The organism is Pseudomonas sp. 3HC3, from assembly GCF_044904505.1.
Classification (GTDB): domain Bacteria; phylum Pseudomonadota; class Gammaproteobacteria; order Pseudomonadales; family Pseudomonadaceae; genus Aquipseudomonas; species Aquipseudomonas putida_Y.
Genome location: NZ_JADDRH010000001.1, coordinates 565232 through 589027, shown reverse-complemented (window position 1 = coordinate 589027; position 23796 = coordinate 565232). Strand labels below are relative to the sequence as shown.

Annotated in this window: 23 protein-coding genes and 2 pseudogenes; 9 read left to right on the top strand and 16 right to left on the bottom strand. The window is 62.9% G+C overall.

Annotated features, from left to right (window positions below; genetic code table 11):
- The first annotated feature begins 6 nt into the window (after positions 1-6).
- The 5 genes from INQ47_RS02885 to INQ47_RS02865 all read left to right on the top strand — a co-directional run bounded on the left by INQ47_RS02885 (position 7) and on the right by INQ47_RS02865 (position 4805).
- Complete coding sequence (locus INQ47_RS02885) at positions 7-870, top strand: Dyp-type peroxidase (RefSeq protein ID WP_404701034.1); 864 nt, start codon at positions 7-9, stop codon at positions 868-870.
- Between the two features lie 89 nt (positions 871-959).
- Positions 960-1871 (top strand): aldo/keto reductase, encoded by a 912-nt coding sequence (locus INQ47_RS02880; RefSeq protein WP_404701033.1) that lies wholly within the window; start codon positions 960-962, stop codon positions 1869-1871.
- A 4-nt stretch (positions 1872-1875) separates the two neighbouring features.
- Positions 1876-3159 (top strand): NTP/NDP exchange transporter, encoded by a 1284-nt coding sequence (locus tag INQ47_RS02875; protein ID WP_404701032.1) that lies wholly within the window; start codon positions 1876-1878, stop codon positions 3157-3159.
- Between the two features lie 151 nt (positions 3160-3310).
- On the top strand, positions 3311-3898 hold the full coding sequence (locus INQ47_RS02870; RefSeq protein ID WP_252461353.1) for a nucleosidase: 588 nt from the start codon (positions 3311-3313) through the stop codon (positions 3896-3898).
- 85 nt (positions 3899-3983) lie between these two features.
- Positions 3984-4805 (top strand): Ku protein, encoded by an 822-nt coding sequence (locus INQ47_RS02865; RefSeq protein WP_209966132.1) that lies wholly within the window; start codon positions 3984-3986, stop codon positions 4803-4805.
- Between the two features lie 23 nt (positions 4806-4828).
- On the opposite strand, the gene INQ47_RS02860 is transcribed toward INQ47_RS02865, so the two are convergent.
- From INQ47_RS02860 to ligD, 5 genes are read right to left on the bottom strand one after another with little or no spacing between them, the layout of a single operon-like run.
- Positions 4829-5488, bottom strand: coding sequence for a glycosyltransferase family 2 protein (locus tag INQ47_RS02860; protein WP_252461354.1), 660 nt, complete (start codon positions 5486-5488; stop codon positions 4829-4831).
- A complete protein-coding gene (locus tag INQ47_RS02855) occupies positions 5485-6084 on the bottom strand; it encodes a class I SAM-dependent methyltransferase (RefSeq protein WP_404701031.1) in 600 nt (199 codons plus the stop codon). Before INQ47_RS02855 ends, INQ47_RS02860 begins: the two co-directional genes overlap by 4 nt.
- Positions 6085-6095: 11 nt before the next feature.
- Positions 6096-6851: a PIG-L deacetylase family protein gene (locus INQ47_RS02850; RefSeq protein WP_176684235.1), complete on the bottom strand. Its 756-nt coding sequence runs from the start codon at positions 6849-6851 to the stop codon at positions 6096-6098.
- Complete coding sequence (locus INQ47_RS02845; protein WP_252461358.1) at positions 6848-7891, bottom strand: acyl-CoA dehydrogenase family protein; 1044 nt, start codon at positions 7889-7891, stop codon at positions 6848-6850. Before INQ47_RS02845 ends, INQ47_RS02850 begins: the two co-directional genes overlap by 4 nt.
- Positions 7892-7931: 40 nt before the next feature.
- A complete protein-coding gene (gene ligD / locus INQ47_RS02840; RefSeq protein WP_404701030.1) occupies positions 7932-10433 on the bottom strand; it encodes a DNA ligase D in 2502 nt (833 codons plus the stop codon).
- A gap of 127 nt (positions 10434-10560) precedes the next feature.
- Between ligD and INQ47_RS02835 the strand changes: the two genes are divergently transcribed.
- Positions 10561-11025 (top strand): phosphotransferase system, HPr-related protein, encoded by a 465-nt coding sequence (locus tag INQ47_RS02835; protein ID WP_404701029.1) that lies wholly within the window; start codon positions 10561-10563, stop codon positions 11023-11025.
- Positions 11022-11246 (top strand): metallothionein, encoded by a 225-nt coding sequence (locus INQ47_RS02830; RefSeq protein WP_252461362.1) that lies wholly within the window; start codon positions 11022-11024, stop codon positions 11244-11246. The genes INQ47_RS02835 and INQ47_RS02830 overlap by 4 nt, the downstream gene beginning before the upstream one ends.
- Positions 11247-11736: 490 nt before the next feature.
- Here INQ47_RS02830 and INQ47_RS02825 read toward each other — a convergent pair whose 3' ends face one another.
- The 4 genes from INQ47_RS02825 to INQ47_RS02810 are packed head-to-tail and all read right to left on the bottom strand — an operon-like array spanning position 11737 to position 15711.
- Complete coding sequence (locus INQ47_RS02825; RefSeq protein ID WP_404701028.1) at positions 11737-12690, bottom strand: lysylphosphatidylglycerol synthase domain-containing protein; 954 nt, start codon at positions 12688-12690, stop codon at positions 11737-11739.
- On the bottom strand, positions 12690-13892 hold the full coding sequence (gene clsB / locus INQ47_RS02820; protein ID WP_404701027.1) for a cardiolipin synthase ClsB: 1203 nt from the start codon (positions 13890-13892) through the stop codon (positions 12690-12692). Before clsB ends, INQ47_RS02825 begins: the two co-directional genes overlap by 1 nt.
- Positions 13889-14662: an endonuclease/exonuclease/phosphatase family protein gene (locus INQ47_RS02815; RefSeq protein WP_404701026.1), complete on the bottom strand. Its 774-nt coding sequence runs from the start codon at positions 14660-14662 to the stop codon at positions 13889-13891. Before INQ47_RS02815 ends, clsB begins: the two co-directional genes overlap by 4 nt.
- On the bottom strand, positions 14659-15711 hold the full coding sequence (locus tag INQ47_RS02810; RefSeq protein WP_252461366.1) for a DUF72 domain-containing protein: 1053 nt from the start codon (positions 15709-15711) through the stop codon (positions 14659-14661). The genes INQ47_RS02815 and INQ47_RS02810 overlap by 4 nt, the downstream gene beginning before the upstream one ends.
- 29 nt (positions 15712-15740) lie before the next feature.
- Here INQ47_RS02810 and INQ47_RS02805 point away from each other — a divergent pair.
- Positions 15741-15872 (top strand): annotated as a pseudogene (locus tag INQ47_RS02805) (Clp protease); the annotation flags it as partial.
- 1 nt (position 15873) lies between these two features.
- On the opposite strand, the gene INQ47_RS02800 reads toward INQ47_RS02805, so the two are convergent.
- Positions 15874-16272, bottom strand: a complete 399-nt coding sequence (locus tag INQ47_RS02800) for an NUDIX hydrolase (RefSeq protein WP_404701025.1) — start codon at positions 16270-16272, stop codon at positions 15874-15876.
- 295 nt (positions 16273-16567) lie between these two features.
- Here INQ47_RS02800 and INQ47_RS02795 point away from each other — a divergent pair, with 295 nt between their 5' ends.
- The gene (locus INQ47_RS02795; protein ID WP_252461369.1) at positions 16568-16837 is read left to right on the top strand and encodes a DUF6555 family protein; all 270 of its coding nucleotides are present in this window, start codon (positions 16568-16570) and stop codon (positions 16835-16837) included.
- A 78-nt stretch (positions 16838-16915) separates the two neighbouring features.
- Here the strand turns inward: INQ47_RS02795 and INQ47_RS02790 are convergent, their stop codons facing one another.
- From INQ47_RS02790 to paaE, 6 genes and pseudogenes are all read right to left on the bottom strand, one after another.
- Entirely contained in the window at positions 16916-17086 is a 171-nt protein-coding gene (locus tag INQ47_RS02790; protein WP_404701024.1) for a hypothetical protein, read from the bottom strand.
- Between the two features lie 249 nt (positions 17087-17335).
- A complete protein-coding gene (paaZ, locus tag INQ47_RS02785; RefSeq protein ID WP_404701023.1) occupies positions 17336-19390 on the bottom strand; it encodes a phenylacetic acid degradation bifunctional protein PaaZ in 2055 nt (684 codons plus the stop codon).
- A 37-nt stretch (positions 19391-19427) separates the two neighbouring features.
- Positions 19428-20660, bottom strand: coding sequence for an OprD family porin (locus INQ47_RS02780; protein ID WP_404701022.1), 1233 nt, complete (start codon positions 20658-20660; stop codon positions 19428-19430).
- A gap of 39 nt (positions 20661-20699) precedes the next feature.
- Positions 20700-22268, bottom strand: a pseudogene (locus INQ47_RS02775) (cation acetate symporter); the annotation flags it as partial.
- Positions 22259-22567, bottom strand: coding sequence for a DUF485 domain-containing protein (locus tag INQ47_RS02770; RefSeq protein ID WP_004374508.1), 309 nt, complete (start codon positions 22565-22567; stop codon positions 22259-22261). The pseudogene INQ47_RS02775 and the gene INQ47_RS02770, both read right to left, overlap by 10 nt.
- Before the next feature lie 151 nt (positions 22568-22718).
- Entirely contained in the window at positions 22719-23795 is a 1077-nt protein-coding gene (gene paaE / locus INQ47_RS02765; RefSeq protein ID WP_404701021.1) for a 1,2-phenylacetyl-CoA epoxidase subunit PaaE, read from the bottom strand.
- Between the last annotated feature and the right edge of the window lies 1 nt (position 23796).

Below are 23796 nucleotides of genomic sequence, written 5' to 3'. Positions count from 1 at the left end.
CCTGATATGCCGTTCCAGCAAGGTCTGCTTGCCACCCCGGTGCCGGCCCACGCCCGTCACCTGTTCTTCACCCTGCAGACGCCCGAGGCGTTGCCTGCCGCGCTGGATGCCTTGCTGCCGCAGGTCGATGGCGAACAGTTGCTGCTCGGCGTAGGCGCCCCGCTGGCCAAGGCCCTGGGCCTTGAAATACCAGGCTTGCGCCCATTCCCACTGCTGGATGCCGCAGTGGAGAACCCCAGCACTCAACACGCCCTGTGGCTGTGGCTGCGTGGCGACGAACGTGGCGACCTGCTGCTGCGCGCCCAGGCCCTGGAGCAGGCGCTGGCACCGGCCCTGCAACTGGCCGACAGCGTTGATGGCTTCCTGCACAGGGGTGGCCATGACCTTACCGGTTACGAAGACGGCACCGAAAACCCGGTGGACGAAGATGCCGTACAAGCGGCCATTGCCGCCGATGGCTCCAGTTTTGCCGCGTTCCAGCTGTGGAAGCACGACCTGGAATACTTCAAGTCGCTGCCCCAGGCTGACCAGGACAACATCATCGGCCGCCGCCTGAGCGACAACGAAGAGCTCGACGACGCCCCGGAGTCCGCGCACGTCAAACGCACCGCCCAGGAAAGCTTTGAACCCGAGGCGTTCATGGTCCGTCGCTCGGTAGCCTGGGCCGACCAACGCGGCGCCGGCCTGGCTTTCGTCGCTCTGGGCAAAAGCTTCGAGGCATTCGAAGTGCAGTTGCGGCGCATGAGTGGCCTGGAAGACGGCATCATCGACGGACTGTACCGCTTTAGCCGCCCGCTGACGGGTGGCTACTACTGGTGCCCGCCGATGGGCGAGACGGGTGTTGATCTGAGCCTGTTGCTGCGGGCCTGATCTCTAAACATCCAGATACAGAAACACCCGCAGGCGAGTGACAGAGCGGCTAGCCTTGAAAGTTTCCGGTTTATGACGGGAGATTTTCCGTGTACGCACGTCGTGATGTCCTACGCGCAGGTGCAGCATTGGGGTTGCTGGCTGCTGCCAGCCCTTGGCTGCACGCTGCGGTGCCGGCTGGTTTGCTAGCCCGTAAAATACCGTCCACCGGTGAAGCGTTGCCGGTGATCGGTGCCGGTACTTCCGGCAGTTTCGAGGTAGTAAGCGGTTCACCCCAATACCTTCAGCTCAAAACCGTGCTGAAGGCGTTCTTCGAAGGCGGCGGCCGGGTGATCGACACCTCGCCCAACTACGGGGGGGCCGACCGCATTCTCGGCCAGTTGCTGGAAGAGGGCGGCTGGCACCGCCAGTGCTTCATTGCCACCAAAATCGCCGCCAATAGCCGGGCTGAAGCCCAGGCGCAGTGGTTCGGCAGCCTCAAGAGCCTGCGTACCGACAAGGTGGACTTGCTGCAGATTCACAACCTGCGTGACTGGCAGACCCAGCTGCCTTATGCCCGCGAGTTGAAGCAGCAGGGCGGGACACGTTATGTCGGCATCACCCATTACCTGAACAGTGGCCACGACGACGTTGCCCGTATCGTACGCAGCGAGCCGCTGGACTTCATCCAGATCAACTACGCGGTCAATGCTCCCGACGCCGCCCGTGAACTGCTGCCACTGTGCCAGGACAAGGGTGTTGCGGTACTCATCAACCGGGCCTTCGACGATGGCCGGCTGTTCGCCCGGGTCAAGGGCCAGGCCTTGCCGGGCTGGGCCGCCGAAGCAGGCATCGGCAGCTGGGCACAGCTATTTCTCAAGTTCGCCATCAGCCACCCTGCAGTGACCACGGTCATACCTGCTACCAGTCGGCCTGACCGCCAGCTCGATCAGCTCAAGGCCGGGCATGGGCCAATGCTCACCCAGGCGCAGCAACAGGCGCTGATCAAGCAGTTTGCCTGACACCATGCAAGCCTGGCGGCGGCGCCTGGACCAAGCGCTGAACATCCAGCCTGGTGAGGGGGCGGCGGTAGTCGCCGGCTTGTTGCTGTTCTACCTGTTGTTCACCGGTTACTTCATGCTGCGCCCGGTGCGCGAGACCATGGGCGTTGCCGGTGGCGTGGAAAACCTGCAGTGGCTGTTCACCGGCACCTTCATTGCCACGTTGGCGTGCCTGCCGCTGTTTGGCTGGCTAGCATCCAAGGTACAGCGCAGGCATATCCTGCCTTGGACCTATGGCTTTTTCGCCAGCAACCTGTTGCTGTTCGCGGCACTGTTGGCCGCTAACCCTGACGATCTGTGGACCGCCCGGGCTTTCTACATCTGGCTGTCGGTGTTCAATTTGCTGACGATCTCGCTGGCCTGGAGCGTGCTCGCCGATCTGTTTTCCACCGCCCAAGGCAAGCGGCTGTTCGGCCTGCTGGCAGCCGGGGCCAGCCTGGGCGGGCTCAGTGGCCCCATGCTTGGCACCTTGCTGGTGGCGCCGCTCGGACATGCCGGGTTGCTGGTGCTGGCCGCGGTATTGCTGCTGGGCAGTGTCGGCGCGACACTGTTTCTACAACGCTGGCGAGCACGCCAACCCATTGCGATGCAAACCAAACACCAGGACGCGCGGCCACTGGGTGGCAACCCGTTTACCGGCGCCACCGCCGTCCTGCGCTCGCCCTATCTGCTAGGCATCGCTTTGTTCGTGGTATTGCTGGCCAGCGTCAGCACATTCTTGTACTTCGAGCAGGCGCGTATTGTCAGCGAAACCTTCACTGACCGCACCCGGCAGACACAGGTATTCGGGCTGATCGACACGGTTGTGCAGGCCCTGGCCATCCTTACCCAGGTCTTTCTTACCGGGCGCCTGGCCCGTCGGCTGGGGGTCGGTGTGTTGCTGGTTGCAGTGCCGCTGGTGATGGCTGCCGGTTTCTTGTGGCTGGCACTGGCCCCGGTTTTCGCCCTGTTCGTGGTGGTAATGGTGGTGCGTCGGGCGGGTGAATACGCATTGGTACGGCCGGGGCGGGAGATGCTGTTCACCGTGCTGCCCGCCGAGGACAAGTACAAAGCCAAGAACTTCATCGACACGGTGGTCTACCGTGGTGGCGATGCCCTGAGCGGCTGGGTCAAGCGTGCACTGGACGTGATGGGCGAGCACCCGCAATTGGCGATGCTGATCGGTGCGCTGCTTGCCGTGGGCTGGGCCGCGACAGGTGGCTGGCTGGGCCGGCGCCAGGCGCGCATGGAGAGCCCGCCGCACCACTGACAAGCGCACCCAATATGGCAATGTCGCTGAACGCCACCGGCCCGAACCTCTCGTAATAAAGCGAATCTGCCGATATCGCCGGGACTTGCATTTAGGCTGTGTTGGCCGACAATGGCCGCGCCCTTTGCAGCCACTCGGAAACACCTGCTCTATGATGCTGATCAAGCAATTCCCCGACATTTCCCTGGATGACACGCTGTTCGTCTTTGCCCTCGAGGCCGAGGCTGGCGATGTCTTTACCGAGGTGAACACCGTGTTCACCGGCATTGGCAAGGTCAATGCCGCTATCGCCCTGACCAAGGCGATCGCAACGCGCAGGCCCAAACTTATCGTCAACCTGGGCTCGGCTGGCAGCCAGCGTCATGGCAAGGGCGAAGTCGTGTGCTGTAACCGCTTCGTACAACGCGACATGGATGTGACCGCGCTGGGCTTTGCCCGCTATGAAACGCCCTTGTCCGATACCCCGGTGGTACTCGAGCATGGGGCGGTAATTCCCGGCCTGGCTGTGGAAACCTGTGGCAGCGGTGACAGCTTCGAGATCAACCATGGCGACGCACCTTATGACGTGGTCGACATGGAAGCCTACGTGCTGGCATTGATCGCGCGTGACGAAGGTATTCCGTTCGTGTGCCTGAAATACATTTCCGATGACGCCGGCAGCGATGCCGCGGGGGATTGGGCAGTGCAAGTGCACCTGGCGGCCGAAGCGTTCAAACGGGTGCTGTTCAGCCAGGCGTGACGGTTGCCGCAGGGCAGGGCAGCTAAACCTTTGTCGCCCGGCGCAGTCACTTCTGGTATCAGCAGGCAACTCTGGGAGCACCCTCATGGCTCGGGCAATCTGGAAAGGCGCCATCAGTTTTGGCCTTGTGCACATCCCCGTGGCACTCAATACCGCCGTGCGCACCGAGCGTGTGGATTTTGACTGGCTGGACAAGCGCAGCATGGAGCCGGTCGGCTACAAGCGGGTGAACAAGGTGACCGGCAAGGAAATCGACAAGGACAATATCGTCAAGGGCGTAGAGTTCGAGAAGGGCCGCTACGTGGTGATCAGTGAGGAGGAGATCCGCAAGGCCCGGCCCGAAGCGACCCAGACGATCGATATCTTTTCCTTTGTGGAAGCGGGCGACATTCCGCTGCAGCATTTTGATACGCCGTACTACCTGACACCGGACCGCCGTGGCGGCAAGGTGTACGCCTTGCTGCGCGAGACGCTGGAAAAGACCGGCAAGGTGGCCCTGGCCACCGTGGTATTGCATACCCGGCAGCACCTGGCGCTGCTGCGGCCGCTGGACGATGCGCTGGTGATGATCACCTTGCGCTGGCCTGAAGAGGTGCGAGGGCTGGAAACGCTGGAGCTGGACTCCAGCGTCACCGACAGTAAGGTGGAGAAGCGCGAGCTGGAGATGGCCAAGCGCCTGGTAGAGGACATGAGCGGGCCCTGGAAGCCTGAGGATTATCATGACGCCTTCCGCCAGACGATCATGGACCTGGTGGAAGAGAAAGCCAGCAAGGGCAAGATCGAGGCGGTGGAGAAGGGCGACGCAGGTGGGGCCGAGAAAGGTGCGGACATCCTCGACCTGACCGAACTGCTCAAGCGCAGCCTGGGTGGCAAGAAACCGGTGAAGAAAACGCGCAAAGCTTCATGAACACTGCCGAAATCCCAGTGATTTCAGGACTGCGCCTGTAACCCGGCCAGGTAATCCCCAAACCCCTCGCGGGCGCGGCTATCGCGCCGGCTGCTGGTGGCCACACTATGCCTGGCGGTCCAGATGATCTGGGCACCGCTGGCCTGCAGGTCGCTGACCAGTTGCACATCTTCATGCGCCGCCAGGGGCTGGAAGCCACCCACACGCTCATAAGCATCGGCACATACCCCCAGGTTCGCGCCGTGCACATGCCGATGCCCTTCACACGTCTGGTAGCGGCTCTGGTACAGCTTGCGCAGCGCGGCGGTCTGCCAGGGTTGCCAGTACTCGACATGCACGGTGCCGCAAACCACCTCGGCGCTACAGGCCAGCTGCGACAGCAGCCAGTGCGCCGGGACCCTGCTGTCTGCATCGGTGCATGCCAGCCACGTGGCGCCACGCTCGACCATGTGCGCCGCCCCAACACGACGTGCCATGCCGACATTACCGGCATCCACCTCCAGCGTGTGTACACCGAAACGCCGCGCCACGGCGGCGCTGCCGTCGCTGCAGCGGTCCAGCACCACCAGCACTTCCACGCGCAGTCCCGCTTGCTGCGCTTGCTGAGCAGCCACCAGCACCGCCCGCAGGCATCGCCCAAGGCGGCGGGCTTCGTTATGTGCAGGGATGACAACGGCAATCATGGGCACGTCTCATCGAGATCGACAACGCTTGGCTGGCATGACCAGCACTCCAGTAAAAAGTCCGCCTCCTCATGCCGGAACTGCAGATGCAACGGCAAATGCCGGGTCAACATACGGTGCACCTCGCGACCATCCTGCGGGCAACCCGCGATAGGGTGCTTCCAGTGGCAGGCCAGTAGCGTGCCGTCGTAGCCAAGGCTGGCCACTGACTGTTCGATCACCTGCAGCCAGTCGGTGGGATCAAGGTAATAGCCCACCTCGCTGAGCACGATCAGGTCAAAGCGGCCGCCCGGCCAGTCCCCCGGTAGCCGGGCCCGCTCGACCGTAGCGTTGTGCACGTGAGCCAGGCGTTCCCGGGCCAAGCCTACGGCCGTCGGGTCCAGGTCCTGGCATAGCAGGTCAGCGCAGCGCTCGGCCAGCAGCGCACTGAGCTCGCCATTCGCGCAGGCTGGCTCGAATACGCGCTGATAGCACTGGCGTGGCAGGCTGGCCATCACCAGCTCGCGTTTGCGCTTCTCATACCAGCGGGTGCGAAAGGCCCAAGGGTCTTCATTGGTGGCGTATAGCTCGGCAAAATACTGAGGATCGAGGCTCATGACAGCTCCACTCAAAGGAACACCAGTTCGAAAGGTTGCAGAAGGCAATCCAACAGGTGCGGCGGTAGCACCGGCGGCTGCTCGCCGTCCGGCTGCAGCTGGCTGACGTGGGCGGCCAAGGCTTTGCGCTTGCGTGCCAGATGGCTTTCATCGAGCTGCAGACGGTGCGCACGGGGCCATGGCAGGCGCGGGTCGTCAGGCTCAGCCCAGTGCCAGGCCCAGACCGGTACCTCAGCCAGTTGCACCCCACGGGCTGCAGCCGCCTGCGCAGCGGCGCGGCCGACGGCCTCGTGATCGCAATGGCCGTCACTGCGCCAGGTGGCCATCAGCAGATCATTGGGGCGCAGTAACTGCGTGAGGTGACTGGCCAGAAACGCTTCTTCGCGCGGCAACTGGCCGTCCTTCAGATGGAGCCTGCGCCAGTCCAGGCGCTCAAGGTCAAGGTCGAGCTGTTGCAGGGCCTGCCGGCTTTCCTGAGGGCGTTGGCGGCGCAAGCGATGTTCGGTCCAATGGCTGGAGCCGGGGTGGCTGCCTTCGCCGTCGGTGGCGGAGACCAGCACCAGCTCATCCTCACGCCCCTTGAAACCTGCCAGTAGGCCGCCGGCCATGAGAATTTCGTCATCCGGATGCGGCGCAATCAATACCAGCCGGCGCCCCGGCGGGCACAGTTGGTGTGCGTCGAGCCAGGTTGCACGCGCCAGGTGCGCGCTATGCTGCCAGGCTGTCCAGGGCGTGCCACCGGCGGACTGGATCAGGTTCTGGTTCATAGCTGCCATACCCCCGCTGGCAAGTGGGTCAACTGCTGGCCCAGCATCGCCAGATCGCGCTCGGCGTGGCTCTGACGCAGGAACACCGGCAGGTCGGCGCTCAGCCGGGCAAAATGACTGCTGCGACAGAACGGCGTGGCCCCCAAGGCACGACCGACGTGGCTGATAACCTGCTCTACGGCCTGTTCTACCTGGGCGCGGGTGCGGCGAACTTCGAAACTGGCATCCACGCCGGGCTGTTGATCAATCCAGGCAGCACATTCACGCAGTGATGCACGGGCGCCATGCAACGCTGCGTCCACAGCCCCCAGATGCGCATCGGCATGCGGGTCTGGGCGGGGTTTGCGGCAATGTTCACGCAGGTAATCCGCCAGCGCCTCGGCCGCGCCGTACCAGCAGGCGGCGATACCCGCACCGCCTTGCCAGAAACCAGGGCGCGAGAGGTATTGGCCTGGCGTGCCAATGAGCGTGCCTGGGGTATCGTTGAAAGCCACCTCGACACTGGCGGTGGTGGCCATGCCAACGGCCTGCCAGTGCTCGATGTTCAGGCCCTGGCTTGGCTGTGACAGCTCGATTGCCACCAATTGCGGCTGCTCGGCCTCATCCCAGGCGGTAATCAGCGCGCGATCGATCTGCAAGGCACCTGAACACCAGGCTTTGGTGCCGTTCAGGCGCACCTGGTCGCCTTCACGCGCAGTGATGTGGACCCGTGCATCGGGCGGCTCTGCCGCCCACACGCCCCAAATGCCGTCGTTGGCGTGGTGCGCAGCGCCACATTCCGCCAGGATCGCCAAGGCATCGGTATGGCCCTCATAGAGCTTGGCCAGCGCCAGGTCGCAACCGGCCACCCGTGCCAAGGTCTGCCAGCGCAGCAAAGTGTTGCCTTGCCCCGGCAGCGGCAGCAGGTCGAGGTGATCAGCTTGCAGCGCCTGAATCAGTTGCGGCAATTGGGTGTCCAGGTTGAGCGGTAACTGGCGTTCGCCAAAGGTGCGTAAAAGGCGGTCAAGGGTGGTCAGGTTGAAGTCCTGAACGATGCTCATGGTCGGGCCTCCCGGGTCGTGTCCAATCGCTTGGGCGTCATCATTCGAGCCCTAGCTGCTTGCGCATGCGCGCGGTGATCGACTGGCGTACCTTGCCCATGTCGGCCCAAGGGTCGTCGACCTCCGCCAGACGCTCGCGCAGGTTGGTGATGTTCCATTGGTTGGCGGCTTTGATGTGCGCCAGCTCATCACGCCAGATAGGCACCGATACAGGCAGCCCCTCACGGGCACGCAGTGAGTAGGCGCACGCCGTGGTGGCGCCCTTGCCATTGCGCAGGTAGTCGATGAAGATGCGTCCCACGCGATTTTTCGGCCCCGAAACCGCGCTCAGGCGCTCCGGGAACAGCTTGGCCAGGTAATTGACGATGGCGTGGCTGAAGTCCTTGACCTCGTCCCACCCGGCTCGCCGGGTCAAGGGCACGACCACGTGAATACCCTTGCCACCACTGGTTTTCAGAAACACCTTCAGGCCCAGTTCGTCCAGCAGGGTGAGGGTCAGTTGGGTCGCCTCCACCATTGCCTTCCAGGGCAGCGCGGGGTCAGGGTCCAGGTCGAGCACGAAACGGTCCGGTTTGTCGAAGTTCTTGTCCGTGGCGTTCCAGGTGTGCAGTTCCAGCATGTTCATCTGCACCGCGCCCAGCAGCGTGTCCGGGCGATTGATGACCATCGCCGCCTGGCCTGCCTCGGCCTTTTCGTAGCTGAGTAGGTTGGGTATGTGCAACTGGCCCGCGTTTTTCTGGAAGAACAGCTCGCCGCCCAGGCCGTCCGGGGCGCGGACCAATGCCACCGGGCGGTGCTTGAGCTGGGGCAGGATCCACTGGCTGATGCCGGCGTAATACTCGGCGACCTCGCGCTTGGTCACCCCAGTGGTGGGATCAATGACCCGGTCGGGGTGGGTCAGGCGAGTTTCACCCAGGTTTTCAGACGCCTTGGCCTGCTTGTTGCGGTTGGATACAGTCTTTGCCGGCATGGCGCGCTCCAGGTCAATGGCGGTTGCTGCCTTGTCATCGCGCAGGCCGTGGAATACCGAATGGCGCACGATGCCGTCACGGGTCATTTGGGCATAGGCAACTTCGGCCAACAGCTGCGGCCGCAGCCAGTGCACACCACGCGCCTGGGCACCGGCGGGCGGCGAGGGCAGGGCTGGCTTGGCGATTTCCAGGGGCTTGAGCCGCGCGTGGATGCTGGCCAGTGTCGTGGAATTGAAGCCGGTGCCTACCTTCCCGGCATAGCGCAGCTCGCCACTGTCATTGTCGTGCAGGGCCAGCAGCAGGGCCCCAAAGCCGCTCCGGCTGCCTTTGGGGTCGGTGTAACCGACGATCACGAATTCCTGGCGTTGCTTGCACTTGAGCTTGATCCAGTCCGGGCTGCGGCGGCCGCTGTAAACACTGTCAGCACGCTTGCCGATCAGGCCTTCCAGCTTCAGCCGGCAGGCACTGTCGAGCAGTGACCCGACAGGTTGGTCGAAGTCGGCGGAATACTTGATGACGTCGGAATGGTTGTGTTCAAGCAGTTGGCGCAATGTATCGCGGCGGTTCTGCAGCGGTAGCTGTCGCAGGTCCTGACCGCCCAGAAATGGCAGGTCGAACAGGTAATAAGTGATGTGTTCGTCGTACTCGGTATCGAAGGCGTTCTGCAACGCCTGGAAGTCAGCCATGCCATTCTCATCAGCCACCACCATTTCACCGTCGAGCCAGGCCGAGTCGATACCGAGCGCGCGCAGGGCGGCAACCTGCCGGGGCATCTTGCTGCTCCAGTCATGGCCGTTGCGGGTGAACAGGCGGATGTCCTGGCCCTTGATGCGGGCCAGGATACGGTAGCCATCGAACTTGACTTCGTAGCGCCAGTCGCCGCTGGGTGGAGAATCCACCAGCGTGGCCAGTTGCGGCTGCAACTGCGCTGGCAACGGTGCAGTCTGAGCTTTGCCGGGGCGTTTACGACTACTGCGCGGTGTAGCGGCTTTTTTTGCAGCGGGTTTGCGTGGCACCAGCGTGCGCTCGCTGAGCACGCTGTCGGGCAGGGCCTCGACAATGCTGTACTCCGCTTCGCTGCGCGCTTGGCCATCGTGTGACTTGACCAGCATCCATTGCTCTTTCTTGCCGGCCAACTGGGTGCGGAACAGGTTCCACACGCCGCCAAGCTTCTCACCTTGCAGGCGGAAACGCAGCTTGCCTTTGGCGTAGGCTTCATGCGCATCGCCTTCAGGCTCCCAAATGCCACGGTCCCAGACGATCACATCGCCTGCACCATAGTGGCCTTCAGGGATATGCCCCTCGAAATCGGCATAGTCCAGCGGGTGGTCCTCCACATGCACTGCCAGGCGGCGCACCTTGGGGTCCAGCGAAGGGCCTTTGGGGATTGCCCAGCTTTTCAAGGTGCCATCGAGTTCCAGGCGGAAGTCGTAGTGCAAGTGGCTGGCGTCGTGTTTCTGGATGCAGAACTGCAGCGCATGAGCCCGCTTGCCCCGGATGCGTTTGCCGCTGGGCTCGGGTGTGGCGTTGAAGTTGCGCTTGCGCGCGTATTCCTGCAGGGGCTTGGCCATGGCGGGCTCCGGGCAGATCACAGTCTCTAAGGTGGGAGGCGTCGGCCGAGGCGGTAGTTCAAAAAACTCTGAATCTTCCGTGAGCTGGCGCAGTCGACCGAATGAAGCCAACTGATGGAGAACGCACGTGGCCCGATCCGATGAACCTAAGCCGTACACACCCACCGAAATCGATGACACCGAAGACCGCATGGGCAGCGTGCATGAGCTGGATTTCGATGAACGCCTGGATGAGCGTGAAGGGCGTGTGGGCGACGAACGACCGGCCGCCGAAGTCGCCCGTGAGTTTCCCCCCCGACGCGTGGCGCAGAGTGGCATGACCGGCGGCGAGGCGCTGAGTGACAGCCTGCATGAGGACAATGTCTCCTACGACGATTTGAGCCCGGACACGCTGCTTGACGAAACCGGTGCCCGCGCCCCCCACGAGGCGGGCGGCAGTGGCGGCCCGGCAGACCAGCGTTTGCGCCAGGTGGATGCCGATGAGATCGGTGGCGGCATTGGCCTGGACGAGGCCGAGCTGGCCCGATCCGCGCCGCTGGATGGGGTGCCCTGGACCGATGATGTGATTGACGACGAGGAGAGCAAGCCATGAACGATCAACGCTGCGCGTGCACGCACTGTTCCTGCACGGTGGATGCCAATGCCATGGAGCGCGACGGTAAGGCATATTGCTGCGAGGCCTGCGCCACCGGCCACCGAAATGGTGAGCCATGCCGGATGCAGGACTGCCATTGTGGTGAAAAGCCGGGCGAGAATGCGGTGGACAATGCGCTGGATGAAACCTATCCGGCGAGTGACCCGATTTCACCCTGAAGCCAGTAGGCGGGCTGCCCTTTCACCCGGTCGCCAGTCATTGGGGCATCGGGTTTTGCGTTGCCTGCTTCGCGGGTAAACCCGCTCCTACATTTACGGCGCATGGCTTGCGCGGGGTTGGTTTCTTGGCGCGCGCCCCCCGTAGGAGCGGGTTCACCCGCGAACACCGGCGCAGCCGGTGCCATGCAACGAGTTGCCTGCTTCGCGGGTAAACCCGCTCCTACATCTACGGCGCATGGCTTGCGCGGGGTTGGTTTCTTGGCGCACGCCCCCGTAGGCACGGGTTCACCCGCGAACACCGGCGCAGCCGGTGCCATGCAACGAGTTGCCTGCTTCGCGGGTAAACCCGCTCCTACATTTACGGCGCATGGATTGCGCGGGGTTGGTTTCTTGGCGCGCCCCCCGTAGGAGCGGGTTCACCCGCGAACACCGGCGCAGCCGGTGCCACACAACGCGTCGCATTTGCCACCTCCAGCGCACCTGGCCCCTTTCAGGTCTGGGCAGGCTTGTCGCGCAGACGCATGGCCTTGGCGCGCTTTTCCAGAATCAGGTAGGTCACCACCGCCAACAGCAGCGGAATCAGGTAGTACAGCGTGCGGTAGCCGAGCAGGGCAGCCACCAGCGTGCCCTGTGCCATCTGCCCGTGCAGCAGGGCCAGAAAGACCGCTTCCAGCACACCCAGCCCCGCAGGGATGTGCGCAACCACCCCAGCCACGCAACTGATCAGCAGGATGCCGAGAATCGACGGGTAGAACGCTTCGCCCGGCAGCAACCAGAAGATCAGCAGCGCCATCAGTGCCCAGTTGCTGGCACCCAACACCACCTGGCAAAGCGCCAGGCGCAGCGAGGGCAGCGTCACTTCGTGGTCGCGCCAACACCAGGTGCGCTTTTTGGCAAAACCACAGGCCAGCAGGTAGCCGCCCGCAATCGCCAGCAGCAGCAAGCCGATCAGGCGCAGGCCTGTAGTGCCTACCGCCCAATCGCCGGGCATCTCGACCAGGCCCAGGGCGAAGACGGTGCCGGCCAGCAGCATATACCCCATCCAGTTGGTCAACAGGCCCAAGGTGAGGATTCGCGTAATGGTCGCGGTATCCAGGCCCAGTCGGCCATAGAGCCGGTAGCGCAATGCGACCCCGCCTACCCAGGTTGTGAAGTTGAGGTTGAAGGCATAACACACGAACGCGACTGGCAATACCTGACGGGCAGGTAGTGTGTGGCCGATGTAAGCCCGGGCCAGCAGGTCGTAACTGGCGAACGCGAGATAGCTGCACAACGCGATCGCCAAGCCGGTGGCAAGGATGCCAGGTTTGTAGGCCAGCAAAGACTGGCGTACTTCATTCCAGTCCAGATTACGCGCCAGCAGGTACAGCAGCACAGGGATCAGGATCAGGAACGCAAGCGTAAACAAGCGTTTGCCCCAGGTTTGCCAGCTTTTGCGCGCCATCAGGAGTTGCCCTCGTGCAGTTTGCCCTGGGGTTCGACCTCCGGCTGCACCGAGCGCAAACGCTGCCGGTGCGCAGGGAACCAGCCCGCAATGCGCGGGAAGTGGCGGATCACGTGGAAGCACGCGAAGATCAACGGTGCCCGCCACCAGTAGCCGCGAATCATGCGCTCCAAGGTAACCGGTTTGCATTGCTCGCTGGCCAGTGCCTGCAAATGCTGGTGCAGTTGCTGGTTGAAGGCTCGATCACGAATGAACAGGTTGGCCTCCAGGTTGAACGACAGGCTCAGAGGATCGAGGTTGCTGGAGCCAACGGTGACCCACTGGTCGTCCACCAGGGCCACCTTGCCGTGCAACGGCCGCTGGCAGTACTCATGAATCATCACGCCGTCGCGCAGCAGGTAGTTGTACAGCAGGCGCGACAGTGCCCGGACCCAGCGCATGTCAGGCTGGCCCTGCAAGATCAAGTGAACCTCCACGCCACGCCGGGCCGCGTTACGCAACTCACGCATCAACCGATAGCCTGGAAAGAAGTACGCATTGGCGACCACGATGCGTTGCCTGGCCTTGCGAAAAGCCTGAAGGTAGTGCGCTTCTATATCGTTACTGCGCATCCCGTTGTCGCGCTCGATCAGCACAGCGTCGCTACCCCCGACAGGCTCGGTAACCGGGCGTACAGCACTGGGGGGCTGCAGCACGGGGGACATCAGGCGCTTGCTGGAGGCATGTACCTGCGCGACCACCGGGCCGGTGACCTCCACGGCATAGTCCTGCTTGGCCATGGCACCAAAGTCGCCCAAATGGTCGGCGCTGTAGTTGATACCGCCGATGAAGGCCCGCTCACCATCGACCACCACGATCTTGCGGTGCAAACGGCGGAACAGGTTGGTGCGCATGCCTAACAACCGGGGTTGTGGATCGAACGCGTGAAAGCTTACGCCCGCATCGGTCATCGCTGAAATGAATGCAGCCGGCAGGTCGGCTGTGCCGTAGCCATCCGCAGCCACTTCCACGCGCACACCACGCCGGGCAGCGTCGATCAGCACCTGCTGCAATTGCTGGCCCACCTTGTCGTCGAAGATGATGAAGGTTTCCAGCAGTATTTCTTCCCGCGCCTGGGCCATGGCCTCGAACACGCGGGGGTAGTACTGTTCGCCGTTGATGAGCAACTGCACGCTGTTGCCCTCTACCCAAGGTCGGTTCACAGGTTGATCTCCGCAGCCAGTGGTACGTGGTCGGACAGATGCGACCACGGGTATTTGGACAGCACCTGAGCAGCGCCCGGTATGGCGTTACGCACGTAGATGCGGTCCAGGCGCAACAACGGCAGGCGCGCCGGGAAACTGCGCGCCGGGGTGCCGAAGGCCTCTGTCAGGTGTTCGCTCAGCACCGCGTCTGCCTTCAGCCGCCAGTCGTTGAAATCGCCGGCGATGATGACCGGCGCTTTGGGCGGCAGGCTGGCCAGCAGGTCCAGCATCAGCTTCACCTGGCTCTGCCGATGGGCTTCCCGCAGGCCCAGGTGTACGCATACCGCATGCACCTCGTCATGGCCCGGCACCTCCAGCTGGCAATGCAGCAGGCCACGCTGTTCATTGCCCTGCACCGAGACATCCAGGTTGTCGAAGCGGCTGATGGGGAATTTCGACAACAGTGCGTTGCCGTGATCTCCATGGGGATACACGGCATTGCGGCCATAGGCGAACTGCGGCCACATGCTGTCGGCCAGAAACTCGTATTGCGGCGTTTCTGGCCAGGCAGGGTGGCGCAGGGCATGCTGCTGATGACTGCCGTGCACCTCTTGCAAAAACACCAGGTCGGCGCCGGTGGCCCGTACGGCCTCGCGCAACTCGGGCAAGATGAAGCGCCGGTTGAAGAAGGTGAAGCCTTTGTGCACGTTCAGCGTCAACACATTGAGCCGGCGTACAGCTGTCACCTTGTCGATGATGCAGTGTGGGGTGGGCAGGGGCTTATTCACAAGGCCACCTCCGGCACCATACCAGGCTCGGTCATCAGCTCATGATCCAACGACAGCTTTTGCAGCAATCGCCTGGCGTCGTATGGCGCGTGAACCTTCTGGTCGTTGTCGAAGTAGCAGTATACATCCCGTGCCGCACGCCGAGGCGGCGGCCCCGGCACGACCAGGCGGGCATCGTCCGCCTGGGTACCTTCGCTCCATTGCTGGATACGCTGTTTCCAGCGCCGCAGCGCGCGTGCGGTATATCCGCTGCTGTACAACTCCACATCCCCGTGCAGGCGCATGTAGACGAAGTCGGCGGTCACATCTTCGACACAGGGCCACTTGCCGGCGCTGTCGGCAACTACCAGTGCCACGCGATGCTTGCGTAACAGCTTGATGAAGGCTTCGCAGAGAAAACTCTCGTGGCGGATTTCCACGGCGTGACGCAAGCGTGCATTGCCCTTGATGGCAAGGCTGCCATTGCCCTTGAGGCGTTCGGTGCAGCCTTGGGCGCGTTCACGGGCCGCTTTGCGGGTGTGAGGCAGCAGCTCGAAAAACCGGGCAAAACGGTCTTCATCGAACTTCATGCTGGGAGGGAACTGCCACAGGAATGGCCCGAGTTTTTCGCCCAACAGCAGCGGCCCGGAGGCAAAAAAGTTGGCTACTGGCTCTTCGATGTCCTTCAGCCGCCGCACATGGGTGATATAGCGCGGCCCCTTGACCGCGAACACGAAGCCGTCCGGTGTTTGTTCACGCCAGCCCAGATAACGCTCGGGCGTTTGCAGGCTGTAGAACGAGCCATTGATCTCGATGCTGTTCACCGCCCGTGAAGCGAATGCCAGTTCATCGTCCTGCTTCAGGCCTTTGGGGTAGAAATCCTTGCGCCAGGGGCCATAGCGCCACCCGGAGATACCGATGCGAATATCGCTCACGCTGCCGTCCTCACTGCCGGTTCCTTGTTCGGTCGCTCTGAAAGTGCGACCGGCAAGGGCCGGCAAGGGTTCACAACGCTTGACCAACGGAACTGCTGACGCCGAGTTGAACTTTGCGGCAACTGGCGTCTCCACCGCATACCCGCTTCATGGCAGGGTGCCAGGACCAAGTGCGCTATCTAATGGCCTATCCCAGGATACTGGCGCCGCAGGAAGCGCTGGCAAACGGGATGATCCACGCAATCGACGAGATGCCGATCGAGGCGGATGCCGCTCAGTGGAGTGTGCACGCTTAGCTTACCGAACTGACGCAGCAGTGCCCGGGTCACAAGCCAGCAAGGAACGGATCAGGGACTTGATCTCGCCCTTCACCGCAGCCACCTGGTCCAGGTGGGCAAAGCGGCAATCGGAAATTTCATGCCGGGCCTTGGGTTGCGGTGCGTCGGCAAACTCCGCTGCGAACACGTAATGCATCCGTTCTGGCGTTTCGTGGCGCATCAACAAAATCAGCGACTCAGCCTGTAGGCCGGTCTCTTCCAGCAACTCCCGCTCAGCGGCCTGCATTGGCGTCTCGCCGGCCTCGATCTTGCCGCCTGGAAGGGTCCAGGGCGCGTTGGGCTTTCTCACCCACAACCATTTATGGCGCTGCTTGCCATGCTGGCAAATAATGGTGGCGCGATGCTTGACTGGCTTCATTCAGGCTCCTGGGCGAGTCCCTTATTGCATGAAGTTTGGGCGTTAGTTGGCAATGAACGTTGCGTTGAAGCTGACGAACGGTCACCTCCGTCACGCAAACATCTTGCCTGCGTGTTTTTCATGCCCCCGGTCAACTGACGCCAAAGCCACTGAGCGCAACATGAGCCGGGGTCTTGGAACCTAGGCAGGGCACACGTTCGGTCACTGGTACCAAAGTTTCGACAAAATTTTGAATCTTCTGGTCACGGCCCGATCAATCAGAATGTCATCCATGGAGAAGAGGAGGCCCCCTGCGATGCCTAGCCCACAGCTGTACATAATTGATTACAAACTGCATGGCCAGCCGCGCAGTTTCATTATTCGCCTGGAACGCCTGGATAATGCCGAGGCCTGGCATTGGGCAAGTTGTGATGCGGGCATCGGCATCATTCCCAAGTTCGGTCGCGAGAAGATCAGGAAAGTCAGTCGGCCGATGGCCGAGCGTTACGGCATTACCGCCGTGAGCTGGCGGATTTCGGGGAGCAAGCCCAACCAGTCGGTGGGCGATCCGGCGGCGATGGTTTAACAGCTCGCCTGCAACCGGTAAAAGAAACTGCAGGAACGGACGTGCCCGCTCCTGCAGGATACGTTGATGCTCATGTTGTCAGGCGCCGGACTCAGGGTCGCTGGCCGGGACGCCAGGGCGGTTTTCATCGTCATCCGTCACATTGGGGTCGGCATCAGGATCGTCTGCCCGATCGTTGCGTCTATCAGGCTCCAGCTCCGGCCAATCATCTTCAACATTGCCGCCGCCCATTTGCAGTAGGTAATCCATTGTGCAGTCCTCGTTCATGATCGTCATGAATTGAGATCGACAGGTACACGCCATAGATCCACTGGGCAATGGCAGTCGCTGACCAACGGTTTCGGTTGCCAGAGTACTTCACTACAGCCACGTACGCGCACTTCCCAAGTGCCTTGGGCAGCTACTGGCCTCTTCGCGGGTGAACCCGCTCCTACGAGGGCGCCGTGCAGTACCGGGCAAAGGCGGCTTGCCCGGGAAGAGGCCGGTAGCTTCAACCCATCATTCTGGCTTTTTCAGCACCAAGGTCAGGATGTCATAGCTGGCCACCAGTTCACCCAACTGATTGGTTACCTCCACATCCCATGCCACCACCCCCTGCGGCTGCCCCAGCGGGCTGGTCTTGCCCTGGTCGATCTTGCGTTTGCAGGTCAGGCGCGCCTGGATGGTATCGCCAATGCCCACCGGGTTGATGAAGCGCAGGGTGTCCAGCCCATAGTTGGCTAGCACCGGGCCGGCACCGGGCGACACGAACAGCCCGGCCGCTGCCGACAGTACGAAGTAACCGTGGGCAATGCGTTTACCGAACTGCGACGCCTTGGCGGCGATTTCGTCGAAGTGCATATAGAAATGGTCGCCTGAAAGGCAGCCGAAATTGACCAGGTCAGCTTCTGTCACTGTGCGGCGATGGGTGAGCAGCGACTCGCCGATACGCAGCTGCTCGAAGTAGCGACGGAACGGGTGTACTTCGGTTTCGACCACTTCGCCGCCGCGCACGTACTCGCCGGTCACCGCCGTGAGCATGCTCGGCGAGCCTTGTACCGCCGCGCGCTGCAGGTAGTGCTTGACCGCACGCAGGCCACCCAGCTCTTCACCGCCACCGGCGCGGCCCGGGCCACCGTGCTTGAGCTGCGGCAGTGGCGAGCCATGGCCGGTGGACTCCTTGGCGGCCTGGCTATCGAGCACCAGCAATCGCCCATGCCAGGCAGCAGCCACCGGGATAGCCTTGGCGGCCACGTTGCGGTCGGCGGTGACCAGGGTCGCCACCAGGCTGCCTTTGCCACGGGCAGCCAGTGCCAAGGCTTCGTCGAGGTCGTCATAGGCCATCAGCGTACTGACCGGGCCGAACGCTTCGATGTCGTGGGCGCCGCCCTCGGCATGTGGGTCGCGGGCCTGCAACAAGGTCGGGGCAAAGAACGCGCCCTCAGCCACGCCTTCGCCACGCGGGGCAAAGCCATCGCTGGCGCCGAACAACTGATCACAACTCTGCAGCAGGCTGCGCACCCGCTCGCCAACGTCGCGCTGCTGGTCATGGGAGGCCAGGGCCCCCATGCGCACGCCTTCCAGCGACGGGTCGCCAACCACGACCTTGCTCAGGCGCTCGCGCAGGCGGGTGGCAACGGCATCCAGGTGCCTGGCCGGGACGATCGCGCGGCGGATGGCGGTGCATTTCTGCCCGGCTTTAGTGGTCATTTCACGCACCACTTCCTTGATGTACAGGTCGAACTCTTCGCTGTCCGGTGTCACGTCCGGGCCGAGGATGGCGCAGTTGAGCGAGTCGGCCTCGGCAGTGAACGGCACCGAGTTGCGAATCAGGTTGGGCGTCACGCGCAATTTGGCAGCGGTATCGGCAGAACCGGTGAAGGTCACCACGTCCTGGCCTTGCAGGCGGTCAAGCAGATCGCCAGTGCTGCCTATCACAAGCTGCAGGCTGCCTTCGGGCAGCAGGCCTGAGGCATTCATCAGGCGGACCACGGCCTCGGTCAAATAGCTGGTCGAGGTCGCCGGCTTGACGATGCAGGGCATACCGGCCAGGAACGTCGGGGCAAACTTTTCCAGCATGCCCCAGATGGGGAAGTTGAACGCGTTGATGTGCACCGCAACGCCTGCCCGTGGCACCAGGATGTGACTGCCGGCGAAATGGCCTTGTTTGCCCAACGGTATGGCTGGGCCTTCGTGCACCAGGTTACCCGACGGCAGCTCGCGGCTGCCGATGCCGGCATAGGAGAACAGCGTGGCGTTGCCGCCTTCGATGTCGATCCAGCTGTCGGCCCGGGTGGCGCCGCTGTGGTGCGACAGGGCGTAGAGCTGTTCTTTGCGCTCGGCCAGGTACAGGGCCAGGGCTTTGAGGCGTTGGGCACGCTGTTGGAAATCCATGCCCATCAGCGAGGCAAGGCCGCGCGCACGCGCGTAGTCCACGGCTTCGGCGAAGTCAGGGCGCTCTTCATGGCTGTAGGCCAACATGTGGCCGTCGAGGGCGCTACGCAGGGCCTGGGCGCCATGCTGGCCGAGCCAACGGCCGGCGATGAAACTTTGCAGAGTAGGGGCGGCAGACATGCTGTTCTCCATGCTGTTCAAAATGTGAGGGGCGCTGTTACCACAGCGCCAGGGTGTAGCCGATGATCAGGCGGTTTTCGTCCACGGCGTTGGTCAGGCCGTTGCCGGAGCGGAAGGTGACATTGCGCCAGCGCAGGCTGACGTCCTTGAGCGGACCGCTCTGAATGACATAAGCGATGTCGGTGTCGCGCTCGCGCTCGCGGCCATTGGTCACGGTGGCAGTTTCGGCGTGGCGACCGTCGGTGTAGCGGGTCATGAAACTCAGGCCGGGGAGGCCCATGGCTACGAAGTCGTAGTCGTAGCGCACTTGCCAAGAGTCCAGCCCGGCCCGGGTGAAGGTGTTGTAGGTGACCAGGTTGACGGTGAACGGGTCGCCGCCGTTGACGAACGGGAAGGCGCTGTCACCGGACATCTGCTGCCAGGTGGCGGTGAACTTGTGCGCCCGCACGCCCAGGGTGAACATGGCGTTGAAGTTACGGTTGTCGATGTTGCCGGCACGTTCGGCACCGTCGTTGCGGCTGTCGAAGTAGCGCAGGTCACTGCGCAGGCTCACACCTTCTGCCAGTGGGCGGGTGTCGATCAGCCCGACAAACTGCTGACGGTAGATATCCTGAAGCTTGGCGTAGTAATAGCTGACTGTGGTTTGCGGGGTGATGGCGTAGCTGCCACCACCAAAGTCCAGGTGGTCACTGCTGGCTGCGCCATAGCCAATGTCATCGCGGCCAGAGGAATCACGCAGGTTGGCCTTGGTCAGGCGTCCGGCATTGAAGGTGAGGCCATCAAGGTCCTGACTGGTGAGCAGCCCCCCCTGGAAGGTGGACGCCAGCAGGCGGGTGTCGTTGTACACCACCACCGGCAGGATCGGCTGCAAGGTGCCCAGGCGCAAGGTGCTCCTGGACACACGAACCTTGCCGGTCAGGCCCAGCTCGCTGTAGTCGTCGACCGGTTCGTGGCTGTTCGGGCCAAACGGCAGCAGGCCGGTGTTACGACGGTCGCGGCTGGAGTCGAGCTTGATGCCCAACTGGCCCAGGGCGTCCACGCCAAAGCCGACCGGGCCCTCGGTGAAGCCCGATTCCAGCTTGGCGGTAAAGCCCTGGCCCCATTCCTCGGCCTTGGCCTGCGGTGCGTTGCTTTGGCGGAAGTCGCGGTTCATGTAGTGGTTGCGCAGCTCCAGGCGAGCATGGCTGTCGCCGATGAAATCGGCCAGCGCGGGCATGGGCAGGGCGAGGGTGGCCAGCCAGGCGGCTGACAGGAAGTGTGTGCGGTTCATTGTTGTTGTTTTACCCGACATGTCTGTTCGTCCTTGAAGTCAGTGTTTGCTGGCACCAGCTGCGCCGATACCGGTCATGGAACGGATGAACTGGCCCAGGTAGCGGCCACGCTCTTCAACGGCACGTTCGGAGCTGTCGGTAACCGAGAACACCCAGGCACTGAGGAAGGCCAGGCTCATGGAGAACAGCGCCGGGTTGCTGAAGGGGAACAGCGCCGTTTCGTTGTGCAGCACGTTGACCCACACCGCCGGGCCCAGCACTACCAGCAGCACCGCCGAGACCAGCCCGGCCATGCTGCCGCACACCGCGCCGCGAGTGGTCAGGCCTTTCCAGAACATCGAAAGGAGCAGCACCGGGAAGTTGACCGAAGCGGCCACCGCCAGTACCAGGCCGGAGAGGAAGGCAATGTTCTGCGACTCGAACATCAGGCCCAGGATCACTGCCAGCAGGCCGATGACCAGTGTGGCAATGCGCGACACGCGCATTTCCTCTTGCTCGGTAGCCTTGCCTTTGCGCATCACGCAGGCATACAGGTCGTGGGACACTGCCGAAGCCCCGGACAGCGCCAGGCCGGCGACCACAGCCAGAATGGTGGCGAAGGCCACGGCAGAGATGAAGCCCAGGAACAGGTTGCCACCCACGGCCTGGGCCAGGTGCACGGCGACCATGTTGCCGCCGCCGATGATTGCGCCGGTGGCGTCGCGGTAGGACGGCTCGGTGCCGACCATGACGATGGCGCCAAAGCCGACAACGATCAGCAGCAGGTAGAAGTAACCAATGAAACCGGTGGCGTAGAACACGCTCTTGCGTGCTTCCTTGGCATCACTGACAGTGAAGAAGCGCATCAGGATATGCGGCAGGCCAGCGGTGCCGAACATCATGCCCAGCCCCAGTGAAATAGCGTCCACCGGGTTGGACAACAAGCCCCCTGGGGCCATGATCGCCTGGCCCTTGGCATGCACGGCCACGGCGCTGGCAAACATGGCCTCGGTGCTGAAACCGAAGTGCTTGAGCACCATGAAAGCCATGAAACTGGTGCCCGACAGCAGCAATACCGCCTTGATGATCTGCACCCAGGTGGTGGCGAGCATGCCACCGAAGGTGACATAGGCAACCATCAGCACGCCAACCAGCATCACGGCGTACAGGTAGCTGATGCCGAACAGCAACTCGATCAGCTTGCCGGCACCGACCATTTGCGCCACCAGGTACATCAGCGCCACCACCAGAGTGCCGAAAGCCGAGGTCAAGCGCACCGGGGTTTGCGCCAGCCGGTAGCTGACCACATCGGCAAAGGTGTACTTGCCCAGGTTGCGCAGGCGCTCGGCAATCAGGAACAGGATGATCGGCCAGCCTGCCAGGACACCGAGGGCATACAACAGGCCGTCGTAGCCGTTCATGAACATCATCGCGGAAATGCCCAGGAACGAAGCGGCACTGATCATGTCCCCAGCGATCGCCAGGCCGTTCTGCATGCCGGTCAGGCCGCCGCCGGCGGTGTAGAAGTCGCTGGCCGAGCGGGTACGCAGGGCCGCCCAGCGGGTGACCAGCAGGGTGAAGCAGACAAACACCATGAACATCGAAATGGCTGTCCAGTTCATTGTGCGCACTCCTGCTTGACCTTGTCGTTGAGCGGGTCGAGCACGTTGTTGGCGCGGTGCACATAGATGCCGGTCAGGGCAAAGGACAGCAGCACCATCAGCACGCCCACCAGCATGCCGACCGTGGTCACGCCGCCGCTGAGGGACTGGCCGAGGGTGCTGGGCGAGAACGCGACCAGCAGGACGAAGCCGTAGTAGACCACCAGCATGGCCAGGGTCAGGCTGCCGTTCAGGCGGCGTTTGCGTCGTACCAGGTGCTGGAAGTCGGGGTGGTTGGCGATGCTTTCTATGCGTTCGGGTGTCATGGCAAGCGATCTCTTGGTTTTGTAATTGTTTTGTTGAGGTCACGCGGGGTATTGCGTTGTTGCTTAGGCCCTCTTCGCAGGAAGGATGCTGCCCCAAGGCCTTGCGCAGGCCCTGCAGGGGCGGGTTTACCCGCGAAGCAGTCGACTCGGTCTACAGCTGGTCGAAGTCAAGCACCACCTTGTCGCTCACCGGGTAGGTCTGGCACGACAGCACATACCCGGCCGCCACTTCGTAATCTTCGAGGGCATGGTTGCTGTCCATCTCCACTTCGCCCTCGATCACCCGGCACTTGCAGGTGGAGCACACGCCGGCCTTGCACGAGTAGGGCAGCTCGGCGCCAATGGCGTTGCCGGCGTCCAGCACGTTCTGGGTGTTGCGCGGCAGGTCGAAGCTCAGTGCCCGGCCGTCGCTGATCACGGTGATATGGCTAAGCGCCGAATCCACCTGGCGTGCCGCCTCACGGGCTTCGCGGCGGGCCTCGCTGCCGGCGGCGGCGAACAGCTCGAAGTGAATGCGTTCCTTGGCCATGCCGTTGGCCTGCAGGCTGTCACGCACGGTCTCGGTCATCGCCTGCGGGCCGCAGATGAATGCCGCGTCCAGGCCGGGAACATCCAGCCAGCGCGAAAACAGTTGGCCGCATTTGTCAGCGTCGATGCGGCCGTTGTACAGGTCGACGTCCTGCTGTTCGCGGCTGAACACGAAAATCAGGTTCAAGCGGTCGAGGTAACGGTTTTTCAGGTCTTCGAGCTTGTCGCGGAACAGCGCCCCCGAACTGGAGCGGTTGCCGTACAGTAAGGTGAAACGGCTGTGCGGCTCGCTGGCCAGCGTGGTGGCGATGATCGACAGTATCGGGGTGATGCCGCTGCCGGCGGCCACCCCCAGATAGTTGCCCTGGCGAGCCGGGTCCAGAGGCACGAAGAAGCTACCCGATGGCGGCATCACTTCCAGCTGCTGGCCGGCCTTGAGCACTTCATTGGCAAACGCCGAGAAGCGCCCACCCGGCACGCGCTTGACGGCCACGCGCAGCTCGCCGTCCTGCACGGCGCTGCAGATGGAGTAGGAGCGGCGGACTTCTTCGTTGTCCAGCTGGGTGCGCATGACCAGGTACTGGCCCTGAGTGAAGCGGAACTGGTCCTGCAGGTGCTCGGGCACATCGAAGGCAATCGATACCGCATCACGGGTCTCATTGCGCACTTGCTTGATGGTCAGGCTGTGAAACTGGCTCATG